This window comes from Streptomyces sp. JJ36, assembly GCF_021696945.1.
Taxonomy (GTDB): domain Bacteria; phylum Actinomycetota; class Actinomycetes; order Streptomycetales; family Streptomycetaceae; genus Streptomyces.
Map to the genome: position 1 here is coordinate 1 of NZ_JACYHE010000025.1, position 17927 is coordinate 17927.

Genomic DNA, 17927 nt, shown 5'->3' on the forward strand with positions numbered 1-17927 from the left:
AGACCACGATCAACACGATGGTGGACCAGCTCTCGTCGTTCGCGGAGCAGGTGACGCGGGTGGCGCGCGAGGTGGGCACCGAGGGCATCCTCGGCGGCCAGGCCGAGGTCAAGGGCGTCTCGGGCACCTGGAAGGACCTCACGCAGTCCGTGAACTTCATGGCGAACAACCTGACCTCGCAGGTCCGGAACATCGCCGAGGTCACGACGGCCGTCGCGCAGGGTGATCTGTCCAAGAAGATCACCGTGGACGCCAAGGGCGAGATCCTCGCCCTGGTGACGACGGTGAACACGATGGTGGACCAGCTCTCGTCGTTCGCGGAGCAGGTGACCCGGGTGGCCCGTGAGGTGGGCACCGAGGGCATCCTCGGCGGCCAGGCGCGGGTGCGGGACGTCTCCGGCATCTGGAAGGACCTGACCGACAACGTCAACCTGATGGCGAACAACCTCACCAGCCAGGTGCGGAACATCTCGCAGGTGGCGGGCGCGGTGGCCAACGGCGACCTGACGAAGAAGGTCACCGTCGAGGCCAGCGGCGAGGTGGCGCAGCTCGCCGACACCGTCAACACGATGGTGACGACCCTGTCCTCCTTCGCGGAGCAGGTGACGCGGGTGGCCCGAGAGGTGGGCACCGACGGCGTGCTGGGCGGCCAGGCCCGGGTGGTCGGCGTCTCGGGCACCTGGAAGGACCTCACCGAGTCGGTGAACTCGATGGCGTCGAACCTCACCGGCCAGGTCCGGAACATCGCCATGGTCACCACCGCCATCGCCAGGGGCGACCTCACGAAGAAGATCGACATCGAGGCGAACGGCGAGATCCTGGAGCTGAAGACCACGATCAACACGATGGTGGACCAGCTCTCGTCGTTCGCGGAGCAGGTGACCCGGGTGGCCCGTGAGGTGGGCACCGAGGGCCAGCTCGGCGGGCAGGCGCGGGTGCAGGGCGTGGCCGGCGTGTGGAAGGACCTCACCGAGTCGGTGAACGAGATGGCGGGCAACCTCACCCGCCAGGTGCGGGCCATCGCCGAGGTCGCCACCGCGGTGACCCGCGGCGACCACAACGTCCGTATCGACGTGGACGCGGCCGGGGAGATCCTGGAGCTCCAGGGCTACATCAACACCATGATCACCAACCTGCGTGAGACCACGCTGGCCAACACCGACCAGGACTGGCTCAAGGGCAACCTCGCGCGGATCTCGGCGCTGATGCAGGGCCGCCGCGACCTGGAGGACGTGGCCCGGTTGATCATGAGCGAGCTGACCCCGGTGGTCTCCGCCCAGCACGGGGCCTTCTTCGTGGCCGTGCCCAGCGGCGGCAAGGAGGACATTGGCGCCGGTGACATCGGGGCGGCGGAGGACGGCTCGTACGAACTGCGGATGCTGGGCAGCTACGGCTACGGGCCCGGCACCATGCCCACCACCTTCGCCCCCGGCGAGTCGCTGATCGGCACGGCGGCCGAGGAGAAGCGGACCATCCTGGTGGAGAACGCGCCGCCGGGTTATCTGAAGATCTCCTCGGGGCTGGGCGAGGCGCCGCCGGCGCATGTGATCGTGCTGCCGGTGATCTTCGAGGGGACCGTGCTGGGAGTGGTGGAGCTGGCCGCCTTCCAGCCCTTCACCCAGATCCAGAAGGACTTCCTCAGCCAGATCGCCGAGGTCATCGCGACCAGCGTCAACACCATCAGCGTCAACACCAAGACCGAGGTGCTGCTGCGGCAGTCGCAGGAGCTGACGGAGCAGCTCCGGGAGCGCTCGGCGGAGCTGGAGAACCGGCAGAAGGCGCTCCAGGAGTCGAACGCGCAGCTCGAGGAGAAGGCCGAGCAGCTCGCGCAGACCAACAGCGACATCGAGATCAAGAACCGGGAGATCGAGGAGGCGCGGCAGATCCTCGAGGAGCGCGCCGAACAGCTCTCCGTCTCGATGCGCTACAAGTCCGAGTTCCTGGCGAACATGTCGCACGAGTTGCGCACGCCGCTGAACTCGCTGCTCATCCTCGCCAAGCTGCTCGCCGACAACGCGGAGGGGAACCTCTCCCCGAAGCAGGTGGAGTTCGCCGAGACCATCCACGGCGCGGGGTCGGACCTGCTGCAGCTCATCAACGACATCCTCGATCTGTCGAAGGTCGAGGCGGGCAAGATGGACGTGTCGCCGACCCGGATCGCCCTCGTCCAGCTCGTCGACTACGTGGAGGCCACGTTCCGCCCGCTGACCGCGGAGAAGGGGCTCGACTTCTCCGTGCGGGTCTCCCCGGAGCTGCCCGCCACGCTGCACACCGACGAGCAGCGACTGCTCCAGGTGCTGCGGAACCTGCTGTCGAACGCGGTGAAGTTCACCGACTCCGGCGCCGTGGAGCTGGTGATCCGCTCGGCGCAGGAGGACGTGCCGGACTCCATCCGGGAGCAGATGCTGGAGAGTGGCGCCCTGCAGGACGCGGACGCCCCGCTGATCGCCTTCTCGGTGACCGACACCGGCATCGGCATCGCGGCCGGCAAGATGCGGGTGATCTTCGAGGCGTTCAAGCAGGCGGACGGGACCACCAGCCGCAAGTACGGCGGCACCGGGCTGGGCCTGTCCATCAGCCGGGAGATCGCCCGGTTGCTCGGCGGCGAGATCTACGCCGCCAGCGAGCCGGGGCGCGGCTCCACCTTCACGCTCTACCTGCCGCTGCACCCGGTGGAGCTGCCGCCGCAGGGGTACGCCCAGCTCGACAGCGGACCGGCGCCGCTCGCGCTCGCGGCGGCGCAGGAGGCGGCGGGCAACGCGGCCGCCCGCGAGCATGCGGACGCCGGCCTCTCGGCCGGCGAGGCGGACGCCGCCGCCGGGGGCCCGGACGCCCGGAACGGGTCTCCCGGTGCCTCCGCGGGGCCGCAGGGGGCCCGCGGTGAGGAGGAGGCGTCCCCCGGTGAGGAGGGAGCGTCCCCGGCGGAGCGGGCCGCGGCCGCGCTGGTGCGCCGCCGGCGGGAGGCCGGTGCTGCGGAGCGGCAGGCGCCGTCCTCCGGCGCGGACGACGAGCCGGCGGCGGTTCCGGCGCCCACCGGTGCGGCGCAGCCGCAGGAGACCGGTGAGGCGTGGCAGGACGCCGGCCAGGATCTGGTGGAGCCGGTGCCGTACTCGGACTTCGAGGGCCGCAAGGTGCTGATCGTCGACGACGACATCCGGAACGTCTTCGCTCTCACCAGCGTGCTGGAGCAGAACGGGCTCCAGGTGCTCTACGCCGAGAACGGCCGGGAGGGCATCGAGGTGCTGGAGCAGCACGACGACGTCGCGGTGGTGCTGATGGACATCATGATGCCGGAGATGGACGGGTACGCCACGACGGCGGCGATCCGGCGGATGCCGCAGTTCGCCGGGCTGCCGATCGTCGCGCTGACGGCGAAGGCGATGAAGGGGGACCGGGAGAAGAGCATCGAGTCCGGGGCCTCCGACTACGTCACCAAGCCGGTGGACACCGATCATCTGCTGTCCGTCATGGCGCAGTGGATGAACACGCGTTGATGTGGCACCGTGCCCTGTGACGGCACGGTGCTGACGGACTGTGGTCGGGAAAGTGTGGAAACGAGGGAATCGGGGAACCTTCTGGTCCCCCGGTGCGTTCCCGGTACGTGCACAGTGACATCACGGTGACAGGGTGTGGCGGGCCGCTGGGTGCGGCTACCATGACCGGCACAAGGACGGGCGGCCAGACGGGGCCGCTCCCAGGGGCGGCGTCCGGTGAGCTGCCGGGACGAGGAGGACGGGCCATGGTGCAGAAGGCCAAGATCCTCCTGGTCGATGACCGGCCGGAGAATCTGCTGGCGCTGGAGGCGATCCTCTCGGCGCTCGATCAGACGCTGGTGCGGGCATCGTCAGGGGAGGAGGCGCTCAAGGCGCTGCTGACGGACGACTTCGCGGTCATTCTGCTGGACGTCCAGATGCCCGGGATGGACGGCTTCGAGACGGCCGCCCACATCAAACGGCGCGAGCGGACCCGGGACATCCCGATCATCTTCCTCACGGCGATCAACCACGGTCCGCACCACACCTTCCGCGGCTATGCCGCGGGTGCCGTCGACTACATCTCCAAGCCGTTCGACCCGTGGGTGCTCCGGGCGAAGGTCTCCGTCTTCGTCGAGCTCTACATGAAGAACCTCCAGCTCCGCGAGCAGGCGGCGCTGCTGCGGCTCCAGCTCGACGGCGGCCGTGCGCCCGGCGCCGGGAGCGATCAGGAGTCGCCGGGGCTGCTCGCCGAGCTCTCCGCCCGGCTCGCCTCCGTGGAGGAGCAGGCGGAGGCCCTCTCCAAGCAGCTCGGAGACTCCGCCGACGCCGCCGCGGTGGCCACCGCGGCCCACCTGGAGCGCAAGCTGAGCGGTCTGCGCAAGGCGCTCGATGCCCTGGAGCCGGGGGCCGGCGGAGACTCCACGGCCCGTCTGCCCTCGCAGAACTGACGCGGCGTCCGCCGGAGCCTTCCGGCGGACGGCCGCCGGGGGACAGCGCTGATGGCGCGTCACCGGTCGCCGGGTGCACCGCGGTCGGCACGGGTGTCCGTGCTCCGTACCGGCGACTTCGGTAATCTCAGGCCCATGGCCTCACGTACGCCCGCCGGCAAGGCCGCGAAGAAGGCGCCCGCCAAGAAGGCCGCGGCCAGGAAGGCCCCGGCCGGCAAGGGCACGCCGCACAAGGCCGCCAAGAAGGCCCCCGCGAAGAAGGCCCCCGCCAAGAAGGCGGCGGCGAAGCGGCCGGCGCCCAAGGCGGCGCCCAGGCCCGCGCCGTCGCCCACCGGCGGTGTCTACCGGCTGGTGCGCGCCTGCTGGCTCGGGCTGGCCCACGCCGTCGGCGCGCTCTTCCGGGGCATAGGACAGGGTGCGCGTGGCCTGGACCCGGCGCACCGCAAGGACGGTCTCGCGCTGCTGCTGCTCGGCCTCGCCCTGGTGGTCGCCGCGGGTACCTGGTCGAGTCTGCGGGGTCCGGTGGGCGAGCTCGTCGAGCTGCTCGTCACCGGCGCCTTCGGCAGGCTGGACCTGCTCGTCCCGCTGCTGCTGGGCGGGATGTCCGTACGGCTGATCCGGCACCCGGAGCAGCCGGAGGCCAACGGGCGCATCGTCATCGGGCTCTCGGCGCTGGTGGTGAGCGTGCTGGGCCTGGTGCACGTCGGCTGCGGCGCGCCCTCCCGGGGGGAGGGCGCGGAGGCCGTCCGGGACGCCGGCGGGCTGATCGGCTGGGGCACCTCCGCCCCGCTGCTCTTCACCGTCGGGGAGGCGCTGACCGTGGCGCTGCTGGTGCTGCTGACCGTTTTCGGGCTGCTGGTGGTGACCGCGACCCCGGTGAACGCCGTGCCGCAGCGGCTGCGGGCCCTGGGCGTACGGCTCGGCGTGGTGGCGGAGCCGGAGGAGGACGACGACCCGTACGGCGAGGCGGACCCGTACGCCGCGGACGGCGCGCCGCACGGCGGCCGGACCCCGGCCGTACGCCGCGGGCCGCGATCCGGTGCCGGCCCGGACGCCGCCGAGCAGGCGGCGCTGGAGAGCCGGCGGACGCGCCGCGGCCGGTCCGGGGCGGCGGCGCCCGGCGCGGACCGGTACGCCGCGGGGGACGGGACGGCGGAGCCCGCCACCGGCCCCTCGCGGGGAGCCGTGGACGTGGCGGCCGCGGCGGCCGCCTCGCTGGACGGCGCGGTGCTGCACGGGGTGCAGCCTTCCCCGCTGGTCGCCGACCTGACCCAGGGGGTCGCCGAGGAGCGCCGGAGACGGGAGACCGCCGGCGCGGGCGCCGTCCCGGGAGCCCGGGACGGCGAGGAGCCCACCGAGCGCACCCCCGTGCCCGACCTGACCAAGGCGTCCGCCCCGGCGGAGCCGGAGTCGCTGCCCCCGCGGGCCGAGCAGCTCCGGCTCTCCGGAGACGTCACCTACGCCCTGCCGCCGCTGGACCTGCTGCAGCGCGGGGGGCCGGGGCGGACCCGCAGCGAGGCGAACGACCGCGTCGTCGCATCGCTGACCACGGTCTTCACGGAGTTCAAGGTCGACGCGGCGGTCACCGGCTTCACCCGCGGGCCGACCGTGACCCGCTACGAGGTGGAGCTGGGCCCGGCGGTCAAGGTCGAGAAGATCACGGCGCTGACCAAGAACATCGCCTACGCCGTGGCCAGCCCGGACGTGCGGATCATCAGTCCCATCCCGGGCAAGTCCGCGGTCGGTATCGAGATCCCGAACACCGACCGCGAGATGGTGAACCTCGGGGACGTCCTGCGCTCGGCGGACGCCAGCGGCGAGGAGGCGCCGCTGGTGGTCGGCCTGGGCAAGGACGTCGAGGGCGGTTACGTCCCGGCGGACCTGACGAAGATGCCGCACATCCTGATCGCGGGCGCCACCGGCTCCGGCAAGTCCTCCTGCATCAACTGCCTCATCACCTCGGTGATGGTGCGGGCCACCCCGGAGGACGTGCGGATGGTGCTCATCGACCCCAAGCGGGTGGAGCTCAACGCCTACGAGGGCGTGCCGCACCTCATCACGCCCATCATCACCAACCCGAAGAAGGCTGCCGAGGCGCTGCAGTGGGTGGTCCGCGAGATGGACCTGCGCTACGACGACCTGGCCGCCTATGGCTACCGGCACATCGACGACTTCAACGCCGCCGTCCGCGACGGCCGCGCCCGGGCCCCGGAGGGCAGCGAGCGGGAGCTGGCGCCGTATCCGTACCTGCTGGTCATCGTGGACGAGCTGGCGGACCTGATGATGGTGGCGCCGCGCGACGTCGAGGACGCGATCGTGCGGATCACCCAGCTCGCGCGGGCCGCCGGCATCCATCTGGTGCTCGCCACCCAGCGCCCCTCGGTCGACGTGGTGACCGGACTCATCAAGGCGAACGTGCCCTCCCGGCTCGCCTTCTCCACCTCCTCCCTCGCCGACAGCCGGGTGATCCTGGACCAGGCGGGCGCGGAGAAGCTGATCGGCAAGGGCGACGGGCTGTTCCTGCCGATGGGGGCGAGCAAGCCGACCCGGATGCAGGGGGCCTTCGTCACCGAGGAGGAGGTCCGGGGGGTGGTGGAGCACTGCAAGGCGCAGATGGCGCCGGTCTTCCGGGACGACGTCCTCGTCGGGCAGACGAAGAAGAAGGAGATCGACGAGGACATCGGCGACGACCTGGACCTGCTCTGCCAGGCGGCCGAACTGGTGGTCTCGACGCAGTTCGGCTCCACGTCGATGCTGCAGCGGAAGCTGCGAGTGGGCTTCGCGAAGGCCGGGCGGCTGATGGACCTGATGGAGTCCCGGAACGTCGTGGGGCCGAGCGAGGGCTCCAAGGCCCGGGACGTCCTGGTCAAACCGGATGAATTGGATGGAGTGCTGGCGGCGATCCGCGGGGAGACTGACTCGTAAGGGTGATTCAGGCAACCGATTCCCGGTCCCGTACGTCAACTGGGAAGGGTGGGCCGAGGGATGTCCGGCCGTCAGGTGGTACCCCACTCCTGATGGCGGACAATCCGCGTCCGCCCGGTTGCCCCACCCTTTTGCGACCCCCCTAGACTGAACGTCCGGCAGGTGGCTACACGCTCGAAAGGCGCCCCCGTGTCCATCGGCAACTCCCCCGAAGCCCCCGAACCCGAAGTCCCCGAATCGGGCCGTTCCGGTCGTCCCTCGGTCGGCCGAGCCCTCCAGCAGGCCCGTGTCGACGCCCGGATGACCGTGGACGAGGTCAGTTCGTCCACCCGAGTACGTGTCCCGATCGTGCACGCGATCGAGGACGACGATTTCAGCCGCTGCGGCGGCGACGTGTACGCCCGCGGCCACGTCCGTACGCTGGCCCGCGCCGTGGGGCTGGACGGCGACGAGCTCGTCCGGCAGTACGACGAGGAGCACGGCGGACGGCCGGAGAGTCCCTCCGCGGCGACGCTCTTCGAGGCGGAGCGGATCCGGCCGGAGCCGCGCCGGCCGAACTGGACCGCGGCCATGGTCGCGGCCATCGTCGCGGTCGTCGGATTCGTGGGATTCACCCTGTTCAACGGCGGCGACGACCCCTCCGGCAACACCGTCGCCGAGGACAGCTCCGCGGAGAAGCCCGCCGACGAGCCGAAGAAGCCGCAGACCGACCCGTCCCGGCCCGCCGACCCCAAGCCCGAGCCGTCCGACAGCGCCGTCGCCGGGGTGCCCGCCGACAAGGTGACGGTCCGCATGGAGGCCGACGAGGGGAACAGCTGGATCTCCGCCGAGGACCACAGCGGGAAGCTGCTCTTCGAAGGAGTCCTCAAGGACGGCGAGTCCAAGACCTTCACCGACGACGAGCAGCTCGACCTGGTGCTGGGCAACGCCGGCGCGGTCAAGCTCTGGGTCAACGGCAAGGAGGTCGAGCGGCTCGGCGACGTCGGCAACGTCGAGCGCGTCACCTACACCCGCGGCGATCCCGAGCAGGGCTGACCTGCCGCTTCCCGCGTCCCCGGCCCGCCGCGCGGCCCCGCGCGGCGGGCCGGGGACGCAGGGCGCGGCGGGAGCGCGGCTGGGGACGACGTAGGCTGAGGGCATGCCGGAACCCCGTACCGTCGCCCTTGTCACGCTCGGCTGCGCACGCAACGAGGTGGACTCGGAAGAGCTGGCCGGCCGCCTGGCGGCCGATGGCTGGGACCTCGTGGAGGACGCCGCCGAGGCCGATGTCGCCGTGGTCAACACCTGCGGATTCGTCGAGGCCGCGAAGAAGGACTCCGTCGACGCGCTGCTCGAGGCGAACGACCTCAAGGACCACGGGCGGACCCAGGCCGTGGTCGCGGTCGGCTGCATGGCGGAGCGCTACGGCAAGGAGCTGGCCGAGGCGCTGCCCGAGGCGGACGGCGTGCTCGGTTTTGACGACTACACCCACATCTCCGACCGGCTGCGCACCATCGTCTCCGGCGGCATCCACGCCCCGCACACCCCGCGCGACCGCCGCCGCCTGCTGCCGGTCAGCCCCGCCGACCGGCAGCAGGCCGGGCAGACGGTCGCCCTTCCCGGCCATGGCGGCACGGAGGCGGAGCCCGCGGGGCCGGGGGATCTCCCCGCCGGGGTGGCGCCGGCCTCCGGGCCGCGGCCGCCGCTGCGGCGCCGCACCGGTGACTCCCCGGTCGCCTCGGTGAAGCTGGCCTCGGGCTGCGACCGGCGCTGCTCGTTCTGCGCGATCCCCTCCTTCCGCGGCTCCTTCATCTCCCGCCGCCCGTCCGACGTGCTGAACGAGACGCGCTGGCTCGCCGGGCAGAGCGTCCGGGAGATCATGCTGGTCTCGGAGAACAACACCTCCTACGGCAAGGACCTGGGCGACATCCGGCTCCTGGAGAGTCTGTTGCCCGAGCTGGCCGCCGTGGACGGCATCGAACGGGTCCGGGTGAGCTATCTGCAGCCCGCCGAGATGCGCCCCGGGCTGCTCGACGTGCTGACCGGAACCGACGGGGTCGCCCCCTACTTCGACCTGTCCTTCCAGCACTCCGCGCCCGGGGTGCTGCGGGCCATGCGCCGCTTCGGCGACACCGACAGCTTCCTGGAGCTGCTGGAGTCCATCCGGAGCCGGGCGCCGCAGGCCGGCGTCCGGTCCAACTTCATCGTCGGCTTCCCCGGTGAGACGGAGGCGGACGTGGCCGAGCTGGAGCGCTTCCTCACCGCGGCGCGCCTGGACGCCGTCGGCGTCTTCGGTTATTCGGACGAGGAGGGCACCGAGGCCGCGGGCTATCCGGGCAAGAACCCGGCGGAGGTGGTCGCGGAGCGGCTGGAACGCGTCTCCCGGCTCGCGGAGGAGCTCACCGCCCAGCGTGCCGAGGAGCGGGTCGGGGAGACCGTGCGGGTCCTGGTCGAGTCGGCGGGGTCCGCCGGTGTCGGGGACCCCGCCGCGGACGCCGCCGGGGAGCTCTCCGGGGACGCCGAGGGGCCGTCCGGCCGTGCCGCGCACCAGGCGCCGGAGACGGACGGGCAGGTACTGCTCACCGGTGCGCCCTGCCGGGGTGCCGCGGTCGGACGTATGGTCGAGGCGAAGGTGGTCGCGACCGAGGGAGTGGATCTGTTCGCCGAGCCCTTGCCGAGCGGGAGTGAGGAGGCCAGCGGATGACCGGAGTGCCGGCCTCCGCAGCCGGCGGCGGCTCGGTGGCGAGTTCCCGCACCGCCCCGGTGCGGAAGGTGAGCCTGTGGAACATCGCCAACATCCTCACCATGGTGCGGCTGCTGCTGGTCCCGTGCTTCGTGCTGCTCATGCTCGCCGAGGGAGGCCACGACCCCGCGTGGCGGTCCCTGGCCTGGGCCGCCTTCACCATCGCCATGATCACCGACCTGTTCGACGGTGAGCTGGCCCGGCGCCACGGCCTGATCACGGACTTCGGGAAGCTCGCGGACCCCATCGCCGACAAGGCGATCATGGGTGCCGCACTGGTCTGCCTCTCCGCCCTGGGCGACCTGGCCTGGTGGGTCACCGTGGTGATCCTGGTCCGGGAGCTCGGCATCACGCTGATGCGCTTCTGGGTGATCCGGCACGGGGTGATCCCGGCCAGCCGGGGCGGGAAGCTGAAGACCCTCGCCCAGGGCGTCGCGGTCGGCATGTACGTGCTGGCGCTCACCGGCCCGCTCGCCTCGCTGCGCTGGTGGGTGATGGGGCTGGCCGTGGTGCTCACCGTGGGCACCGGCCTGGACTACGTGCGCCAGGCGGTGGTGCTGCGGCGGGCCGGGCGGGCCGTGGAGCGGGACCTGGCGCGCGATGGGCAGTGAGCCGGGAGCGTCCGCCGGCGGGGAGCCCGCGGCCGCAGTTCTGGAGGTGCTGGCCCGTCGCGGGCAGACGCTCGCCGTCGCCGAGTCCCTGACCGGCGGACTGGTGGCGGCCGGGCTCACCGGAGTGGCGGGCGCCTCCCGGGTGTTCCGCGGCTCCGTCACGGCGTACGCCACCGAGCTGAAACGCGACCTGCTGGGCGTGGACGGCGCACTGCTGGACACCCGGGGCGCGGTGGATCCCGAGGTGGCACGTCAGATGGCAGGGGGCGTGCGGCGCATGCTGCGCGCCGACTGGGGCATCGCCACCACCGGAGTGGCGGGCCCGGATCCGCAGGACGGACGGCCCGTCGGCACGGTGTACGTGGCGGCCGCGGGACCGGACGGCTCCGCCCGGTGCCGGCCGCTCGGCCTGCACGGGGACCGGGCCGGCATCCGGGCCGGCAGCGTCTCGGCCGTGCTCGCGCTGCTCTACGACGAACTCACCGGGAATGCGGGGACACAGGATACGGAACAGAACGGGGAGGAAGGATGTTTGCAGCCCTGAGTGAACACGACATCGCTCCCCGCACGGGTGCAGCCCGAGGGGGTACGGTGGAGCCTGAAGGATGCGGTCACGCGGTCGGCCAGCAGCATGCCGCGCAGTCCGCAGCAGTGGGCACGCAGAAGACGCCGCGCGTTGTAGAGGGAGGAGCACCTATGATTCTGCTCCGTCGCCTGTTGGGTGACGTGCTGCGTCGGCAGCGCCAACGCCAGGGCCGAACCCTGCGCGAAGTCTCTTCGTCGGCACGGGTGTCGCTCGGCTACCTCTCGGAGGTCGAGCGCGGCCAGAAGGAAGCCTCCTCCGAACTGCTGTCGTCCATCTGCGACGCGCTGGACGTGCGGATGTCGGAGGTCATGCGGGAGGTCAGCGACGAGCTGGCGCTCGCCGAACTCGCCGAGTCGGCCGCGAGCGACACCGTCCCGGCCCCGATGCGCGCGATGCTGAACCCGGTCGAGCGCATGCCGTCTGTGACCTCGGTCACAGGCGTTCCCGAGGAGCGCGTCACCATCAAGGCGCCGGCCGAGGCCGTGGACGTGGTCGCGGCCTGACGGCAGCATCGCCGGGGCGCGCGGCACCGCCGCCCCGCGCACGCGAACTCACCCGGGCACCGGGTGCGGCCCCGCAGGGAGACCTGCGGGGCCGTTCGCATGCCGGGGGCGCACCGGACGTACGCCCCCGCGGCCGGGGTCCCGGGCCCGCCGGACCCCGGACGCGAGCCCCTGGGCGTACGGGGCGCCGGGAATGCGTTCCCTGTGGTCGCGCCTCTGCCGTCGGTGCGGGACCATCGGTCCGACGGACGGCCGGGGCGGGGCCCGGCCCGCGGAAGGCGGTCGGTCATGGGCATATCCGGCGGGGCGCTGCGGCGGACCTCGGGCCGGTTGCTGCGCCTCTCCGGCACCGCGGCCTGGTGCTGGGCCCTGTGGCGGCTCGTCGCCCGACCGGGCGACTCCGGCCCGCTGGAGGCCTCGCTCGCCGCCTCCGGCTGGGGGCTGAGCGTGATCCCCGTGCATGTCACGCCCCGGGGACGGACCTCGCGCCCTCAGCGCTCCGGAGCCGGCCGGCCCGGCTCCGCCCCGCCCGGCTCCGCGCACTCCGGCTCGACCTGGCAGCCCGGGCACCAGTAGGCGATGCGCAGCGCGTCCGGCGGGCCCAGCTCGCCCGCCCGGACGGCCGTGCCGCAGCGGCGGCAGGGGCGGTGCTCCCGGCCGTACACCCAGAGCCGGTGGTCCCGGCGGTCCCGGCCCGTGGTGCTGCGGGCGAGGCGCAGGCGGTTGTCCCGCAGCAGCCGGTGCGCCAGGGCGAGCAGCCGCTCGGGAGCCGGCAGCGTGCCCACCGGGGCCCAGGGGACCCGGCGGGCCAGGAAGCACAGCTCGGAACGGTAGACGTTGCCGATGCCCGCGAGGACGCGCTGGTCCAGCAGCGCCTCCCCGACGGGTCGCTCCGGGCGCTCCAGCAGCCGGCGCAGCGCCTCCCCGGCGTCCCAGTCCGGACCCAGCAGGTCCGGGCCCAGATGGCCCACGATCCGCTCCTCCTCGGCGGTGCGGAGCAGCTCGAGCACCGGGAGCCGGTATCCCACCGCGGTGTGCGCCGCCGTGGCCAGCACGGCCCTGATCTGGTGCTCCGGGCCGCCCCGGCGGCGTTCGCCCGCCGCGTGCACCCGCCAGGAGCCGTCCATGCCCAGGTGCGAGTGGAGCGTGAGGCCGCCCTCCAGCCGAGCCAGCAGATGCTTCCCCCGAGGTGTGACGTCCAGGGTGCGGCGGCCCGTGAGATCCGCGGTGGCGAACCGTGGCACCCGCAGGTCGCTGCGGACCAGCGGTTCCCCGGCCAGGGCGGCATGCAGCTCGTGCGCCGTGCGCCAGACGGTGTCTCCCTCGGGCATGCTTCCATCCTGGCAGGAGGCCCGCCGTTCCCGGCCGCCTCAGCCGGCGCGTATCCGCAGGCCGCGCGGTGTCGGGTGGAATCCCGCTGCTTCCAGCAGCGGAGCCACCGGGGAGGTGAGCGCGGCGACGCCGTTCACCCGTTCGACGGTGAGGGTGCCCAGCGTGCCGCCGCGGGCCGCCTCCCCGAGGGCCGTCACCGCCGCCTCCAGCCGGGCCCGCGAGCCGGGCTCCTCGCCCGCACCGCCCGTCGCGCCCTCGCCCTCCCCGGGCCACGCCAGCAGCGTCTTGCCGCCCCGCTCCATGTAGAGCAGCAGCTCGCCGTCGGCCAGCACCACCACCGAGCCCGCCTTCCGGCCGGGCTTGTGCGTCGCGCCCGGCGGGGGCGCCGGCCAGGGGAGGGCGGCCCCGTAGGCGTTCGCCGGATCGGCCGCCGCCATCACCACGGCCCGGGCGGCGCGGTCGCCCTCGCCCGCCGGCCGGCCGGCGGGGAACCCGGCCGGCTCGCCGTGCTCCCGGCGCCGGCTGACCGTACGCAGCCGGTCCACCGCACCGTCCATGGCGAACTGGGCCGCCCCCAGCCCCTCGACGACATAGCCCCGCCGGGCCTGCCCGCGCTCCTCGAAGGCCGACAGCACCCGGTACGCGGCGGAGAAGCCCCCGGCCACCCCCTCGGCCTGGACGGCGCCGCGGGTCACCACGCCGTGCCGGTCGAGGAGCGTGCCGGCCAGCGCGTGCGCCCGGCGGGTGGGCTCCGGCTCGGGCTCCGGGAGCAGTGACCAGCGGCCGGCCACCGTCGGCGGGCCGTTCCGGGTGCCGGCGGGACGGGTCCCACCGGTCAGCGCGCCGTACCGGCCGCGGGGTACGGCGCGCTGCGCGCGGTGCGCCGTCGAGCCCGCCGTGCGGCCCGAGCCCAGCAGGGAGCGCAGCGGCGCCACCGTGTCGTTGGTGAGCCGCCCGGACCAGGCGAGATCCCACAGCGCCGTGGCCAGCTCCGGCTCGGAGCACTCGGGGTGGGACGCCCGCACCTGGTCGGCGATCTGCCGGAAGAACAGCCCGTACCCGCCCTGCAGCGCGTCCAGCACCGCTTGGTGCAGCGGCGACAGCTCCAGCGGGAGCGGCGGGGGCAGCAGCAGCGGAGCGGTGTCCGCCAGGTGCAGGGCGACCCAGCCGTCCTTGCCCGGCAGGGCGCCCGCGCCGGACCAGACCACCTCGCCGGAGGCCGTGAGCTGGTCGAGCAGGGCCGGTGCGTAGCCGCGCACCCGGGCGGGCAGCACCAGCTTCTCGAGTGCGGAGGCGGGCACCGGCGCCCCCTGGAGCTGCTCGACCGCCCGCACCAGCCCGTCGAGGCCGTGCAGGCTCCCCGTCCCCAGGTGCTGCCAGCGCGGCAGGAACGCCGCCAGCGCGGGCGGCGGCACCGGCTCCAGCTCCTCCCGCAGCGCCGCGAGCGAGCGCCGCCGGAGCCGGCGCAGCACCGCCGCGTCGCACCACTCCTGGCCGACGCGGACATGCCCCCGGGAGTGCAGCGCGTCGTACTCGGGGTGGTCGTGTGGCACGATCGGGCGGAACTCCCCCTCGACCAGGCGTCCGCCGGCGGCGAGCCGCCGCAGCACCCCCTCGGCCACCGCGGTGCCCAGCCCGAAGCGGGCTGCGGCCTCCCCCGAGGTGAAGGGGCCGTGGGTGCGCGCATAGCGGGAGAGCAGATCACCCAGCGGGTCCGGCACCGGCTCGGTGAACGCCTCCGGCACACCGACCGGCAGCGCGGCGCCCAGGGCGTCCCGCAGCCGCCCGGCGTCCTCGATCGCCGACCAGTGCTCCTCCCCGGCGACGCGCACCCGGATGGCCCGCCGCGCGCGCTCCAGCTCCTCCGCCCAGCCGGGCTCCGCGCCCCGCTCGGCCAGCTCAGCACCGGTCAGCGGCCCCAGCACCCGCAGCAGGTCGGCGACGCTCTCCGGGTCCTTGGCCCGGCGGTCCTCCGTGCGCCACTGGAGCTCGTCCTCCAGCTCCGCCAGCACCCGCGGGTCCAGCAGCTCCCGCAGCTCCGCCTGGCCCAGCAGCTCGCCCAGCAGCCGGGAGTCGAGCGAGAGGGCCGCGGCCCGGCGCTCGGCCAGTGGGGAGTCCCCCTCGTAGAGGTACTGCGCCACATAGCCGAAGAGCAGCGAGCGGGCGAAGGGCGACGGCTCCGGCGTGGTGACCTCCACCAGGCGCACCCGGCGGGCCTCGACGTCGCCCATCAGCTCCGTGAGCCCCGGCACGTCGAAGACGTCCTGCAGGCACTCCCGCACCGCCTCCAGCACGATCGGGAAGGAGCCGAACTCGGCAGTCACCTCCAGCAACTGGGCGGCCCGCTGCCGTTGCTGCCACAGCGGGGTGCGCCGTCCCGGGTTCCGCCGGGGGAGCAGCAGCGCCCGCGCGGCGCACTCCCGGAAGCGGGCCGCGAACAGCGCCGAGCCACCGACCTGGTCGGTGACCACCCGGTCCACCTCGTCCTTGTCGAAGACGACGTCCTCGGCGCCGACGGGGGCCTGCTCGCCGTCGTACGCCGCGTCCCCGCCGCGGCCCTCGTCGAGCAGGTCCAGGCCCAGCAGGTCGGCGTCGGGCAGGCGCAGCACGAGGCCGTCATCCGCGTGCATGACCTGCGCGTCCATGCCGTACCGCTCGGTCAGCCGGGAACCCAGGGCCAGCGCCCACGGCGCGTGCACCTGGGCGCCGAACGGCGAGTGGACGACCACCCGCCAGTCGCCCAGCTCGTCCCGGAAGCGCTCCACGACGATGGTGCGGTCGTCCGGCACGTGGCCGCAGGCGGCGCGCTGCTCCTCCAGATACGCCAGGACGTTGCGCACCGCCAGCGCGTCGAGCCCGGCCCGGGCCAGCCGGGCGGAGGCGTCCTCCGGGGACAGGCCGCCGAGCTCCCGCAGGAAGGCGCCGAGGGCCCGGCCCAGCTCCAGCGGGCGGCCGAGCTGGTCGCCCTTCCAGAACGGCAGCCGCCCGGGCTGCCCGGGCGCGGGGGAGACCAGCACCCGGTCGCGGGTGATGTCCTCGATCCGCCAGGCGGTGGTGCCCAGGGTGAAGACGTCGCCCACCCGCGACTCGTACACCATCTCCTCGTCCAGCTCGCCCACCCGGCCGCCGCCCTTCTTCGGGTCGGCGCCGGCGAGGAACACCCCGAAGAGGCCGCGGTCGGGGATGGTACCGCCGGAGGTGACCGCCAGCCGCTGGGCCCCCGGACGCCCGGTGACCGTGCCCGCGACGCGGTCCCACACCACCCGGGGCCGCAACTCGGCGAAGGCGTCCGAGGGGTAGCGCCCGGCGAGCATGTCCAGCACCGCGGTGTACGCCGACTCCGGCAGCGAGGCGAAGGGCGCGGCCCGCCGCACCACCGCCAGCAGCTCGTCCACGTCCCAGGTGTCCATCGCCGTCATGGCGACGAGCTGCTGGGCGAGGACGTCGAGCGGGTTCGCCGGGACGCGGAGCGCCTCGATGGCGCCCTCCCGCATCCGCTCGGTGACCACCGCGGACTGCACCAGGTCGCCGCGGTACTTCGGGAAGACCACACCGGCGGAGACCGCGCCGACCTGGTGCCCCGCCCGGCCGACCCGCTGGAGTCCGGAGGCCACCGAGGGCGGGGACTCCACCTGGATCACCAGGTCCACCGCACCCATGTCGATACCCAGCTCCAGGCTGGAGGTGGCGACCACGGCCGGCAACCGCCCCGCCTTCAGCTCCTCCTCGACCTGCGCCCGCTGCTCCTTGGAGACCGAGCCGTGATGGGCACGGGCCAGCACCGGTGGTGCCCCCTCGGCGGCACCCGAGCCGCCCATCAGCTCGGCGGGGGCGTGGTGCTCGGGCAGCGGCTCGCCGGTGGCACGCTCGTACGCGATCTCGTTCAGCCGGTTGCACAGGCGCTCGGCCAGCCGGCGGGAGTTGGCGAAGACGATCGTGGACCGGTGAGCCTGCACCAGGTCGGCGATGCGCTCCTCCACCGACGGCCAGATGGACGGCCGCTCGCCGCCCGGGCCGCCGTCCTGCGCGGGTGCGCCGGAGAGCTCTCCCATGTCCTCGACCGGCACCACGACGGAGAGGTCGAAGGCCTTGCCGGACGGCGGTTGCACGATCGTCGCCGGGCGCTGCGGGGAGAGGAAGCGGGCCACCTCGTCCACCGGGCGCACCGTCGCGGAGAGGCCGATGCGGCGTGCCGGGCGCTCCAGCAGCTCGTCGAGCCGCTCCAGGGAGAGGGCGAGGTGGGCGCCGCGCTTCGTCCCCGCGACCGCGTGCACCTCGTCCAGGATCACCGTCTCGACGCCGGACAGCGCCTCCCGGGTGCCGGAGGTGAGCATCAGGAACAGCGACTCGGGCGTGGTGATCAGGATGTCCGGGGGGCGCCGGGCGAGGGCCCGCCGCTCGGCGGCCGGGGTGTCCCCGGAGCGGATGCCGACCTGGATCTCCGGCTCCGGCAGCCCGAGCCGCACGGATTCCTGCCGGATGCCGGTCAGCGGGGAGCGCAGATTCCGCTCGACGTCGACCGCGAGGGCCTTCAGCGGCGACACGTAGAGCACACGGCAGCGGCGGAGCCGGTCGGCCGGGGGCGGGACCGAGGCCAGCCGGTCCAGCGAGGCCAGGAAGGCCGCGAGCGTCTTGCCGGAGCCGGTGGGGGCCACCACCAGGGCGTCGGACTCCTCGGCGAGCGCCCGCCAGGCTCCCTCCTGCGCCGCCGTCGGCGCCCGGAAGGCCCCGGTGAACCACGCGCGGGTCGCCGGGGAGAAGGATTCCAGGACCGGGGATTCCGGCCCCCGGGCCGATCGCTGAGCCATGCCCCCATCCTGCACCC

10 protein-coding genes are annotated in these 17927 nt (G+C 73.7%); 8 read left to right on the forward strand and 2 right to left on the reverse strand.

Going from position 1 to position 17927, the window contains the following annotated elements; all coding sequences use genetic code 11:
* The 8 genes from HOY81_RS12555 to HOY81_RS12590 all read left to right on the forward strand — a co-directional run.
* Positions 1-3494 (forward strand): HAMP domain-containing protein (locus tag HOY81_RS12555; protein WP_237320394.1); only part of this gene is annotated, 3494 nt, incomplete at its 5' end.
* Between the two features lie 245 nt (positions 3495-3739).
* Positions 3740-4423, forward strand: coding sequence for a two-component system response regulator (locus HOY81_RS12560; RefSeq protein ID WP_237320395.1), 684 nt, complete (start codon positions 3740-3742; stop codon positions 4421-4423).
* Positions 4424-4558: 135 nt separating this feature from the next.
* On the forward strand, positions 4559-7348 hold the full coding sequence (locus HOY81_RS12565; RefSeq protein ID WP_237320396.1) for a DNA translocase FtsK: 2790 nt from the start codon (positions 4559-4561) through the stop codon (positions 7346-7348).
* A 195-nt stretch (positions 7349-7543) separates the two neighbouring features.
* Positions 7544-8383, forward strand: coding sequence for a helix-turn-helix domain-containing protein (locus tag HOY81_RS12570; RefSeq protein ID WP_237320439.1), 840 nt, complete (start codon positions 7544-7546; stop codon positions 8381-8383).
* 103 nt (positions 8384-8486) lie between these two features.
* Positions 8487-10031, forward strand: a complete 1545-nt coding sequence (gene rimO / locus HOY81_RS12575; RefSeq protein WP_237320397.1) for a 30S ribosomal protein S12 methylthiotransferase RimO — start codon at positions 8487-8489, stop codon at positions 10029-10031.
* Positions 10028-10681 (forward strand): CDP-diacylglycerol--glycerol-3-phosphate 3-phosphatidyltransferase, encoded by a 654-nt coding sequence (gene pgsA, locus HOY81_RS12580; RefSeq protein WP_237320398.1) that lies wholly within the window; start codon positions 10028-10030, stop codon positions 10679-10681. Before rimO ends, pgsA begins: the two co-directional genes overlap by 4 nt.
* Positions 10671-11225, forward strand: coding sequence for a CinA family protein (locus HOY81_RS12585; RefSeq protein ID WP_237320399.1), 555 nt, complete (start codon positions 10671-10673; stop codon positions 11223-11225). The genes pgsA and HOY81_RS12585 overlap by 11 nt, the downstream gene beginning before the upstream one ends.
* Before the next feature lie 152 nt (positions 11226-11377).
* Positions 11378-11770 carry a helix-turn-helix domain-containing protein gene (locus HOY81_RS12590; protein WP_237320400.1) on the forward strand — a complete coding sequence of 131 codons (393 nt, stop codon included), beginning with the start codon at positions 11378-11380 and terminating at the stop codon, positions 11768-11770.
* Positions 11771-12261: 491 nt separating this feature from the next.
* Here the strand turns inward: HOY81_RS12590 and HOY81_RS12595 are convergent, their stop codons facing one another.
* Both HOY81_RS12595 and HOY81_RS12600 read right to left on the reverse strand, forming a co-directional pair.
* On the reverse strand, positions 12262-13101 hold the full coding sequence (locus HOY81_RS12595) for a DNA-formamidopyrimidine glycosylase family protein (protein ID WP_237320401.1): 840 nt from the start codon (positions 13099-13101) through the stop codon (positions 12262-12264).
* Positions 13102-13140: 39 nt separating this feature from the next.
* Entirely contained in the window at positions 13141-17910 is a 4770-nt protein-coding gene (locus HOY81_RS12600; protein ID WP_237320402.1) for an ATP-dependent helicase, read from the reverse strand.
* Positions 17911-17927: the final 17 nt, after the last annotated feature.

Excerpts from the sequence above, each read along its gene's own strand:
- HOY81_RS12560 (WP_237320395.1), top strand. The coding sequence starts at position 3,740 with ATGGTGCAGAAGGCCAAGATCCTCCTGGTCGATGACCGGCCGGAGAAT.
- HOY81_RS12565 (WP_237320396.1), top strand. The coding sequence starts at position 4,559 with ATGGCCTCACGTACGCCCGCCGGCAAGGCCGCGAAGAAGGCGCCCGCC.
- rimO (WP_237320397.1), top strand. The coding sequence starts at position 8,487 with ATGCCGGAACCCCGTACCGTCGCCCTTGTCACGCTCGGCTGCGCACGC.
- pgsA (WP_237320398.1), top strand. The coding sequence starts at position 10,028 with ATGACCGGAGTGCCGGCCTCCGCAGCCGGCGGCGGCTCGGTGGCGAGT.
- HOY81_RS12585 (WP_237320399.1), top strand. The coding sequence starts at position 10,671 with ATGGGCAGTGAGCCGGGAGCGTCCGCCGGCGGGGAGCCCGCGGCCGCA.
- HOY81_RS12590 (WP_237320400.1), top strand. The coding sequence starts at position 11,378 with ATGATTCTGCTCCGTCGCCTGTTGGGTGACGTGCTGCGTCGGCAGCGC.
- HOY81_RS12595 (WP_237320401.1), bottom strand. The coding sequence starts at position 13,101 with ATGCCCGAGGGAGACACCGTCTGGCGCACGGCGCACGAGCTGCATGCC.
- HOY81_RS12600 (WP_237320402.1), bottom strand. The coding sequence starts at position 17,910 with ATGGCTCAGCGATCGGCCCGGGGGCCGGAATCCCCGGTCCTGGAATCC.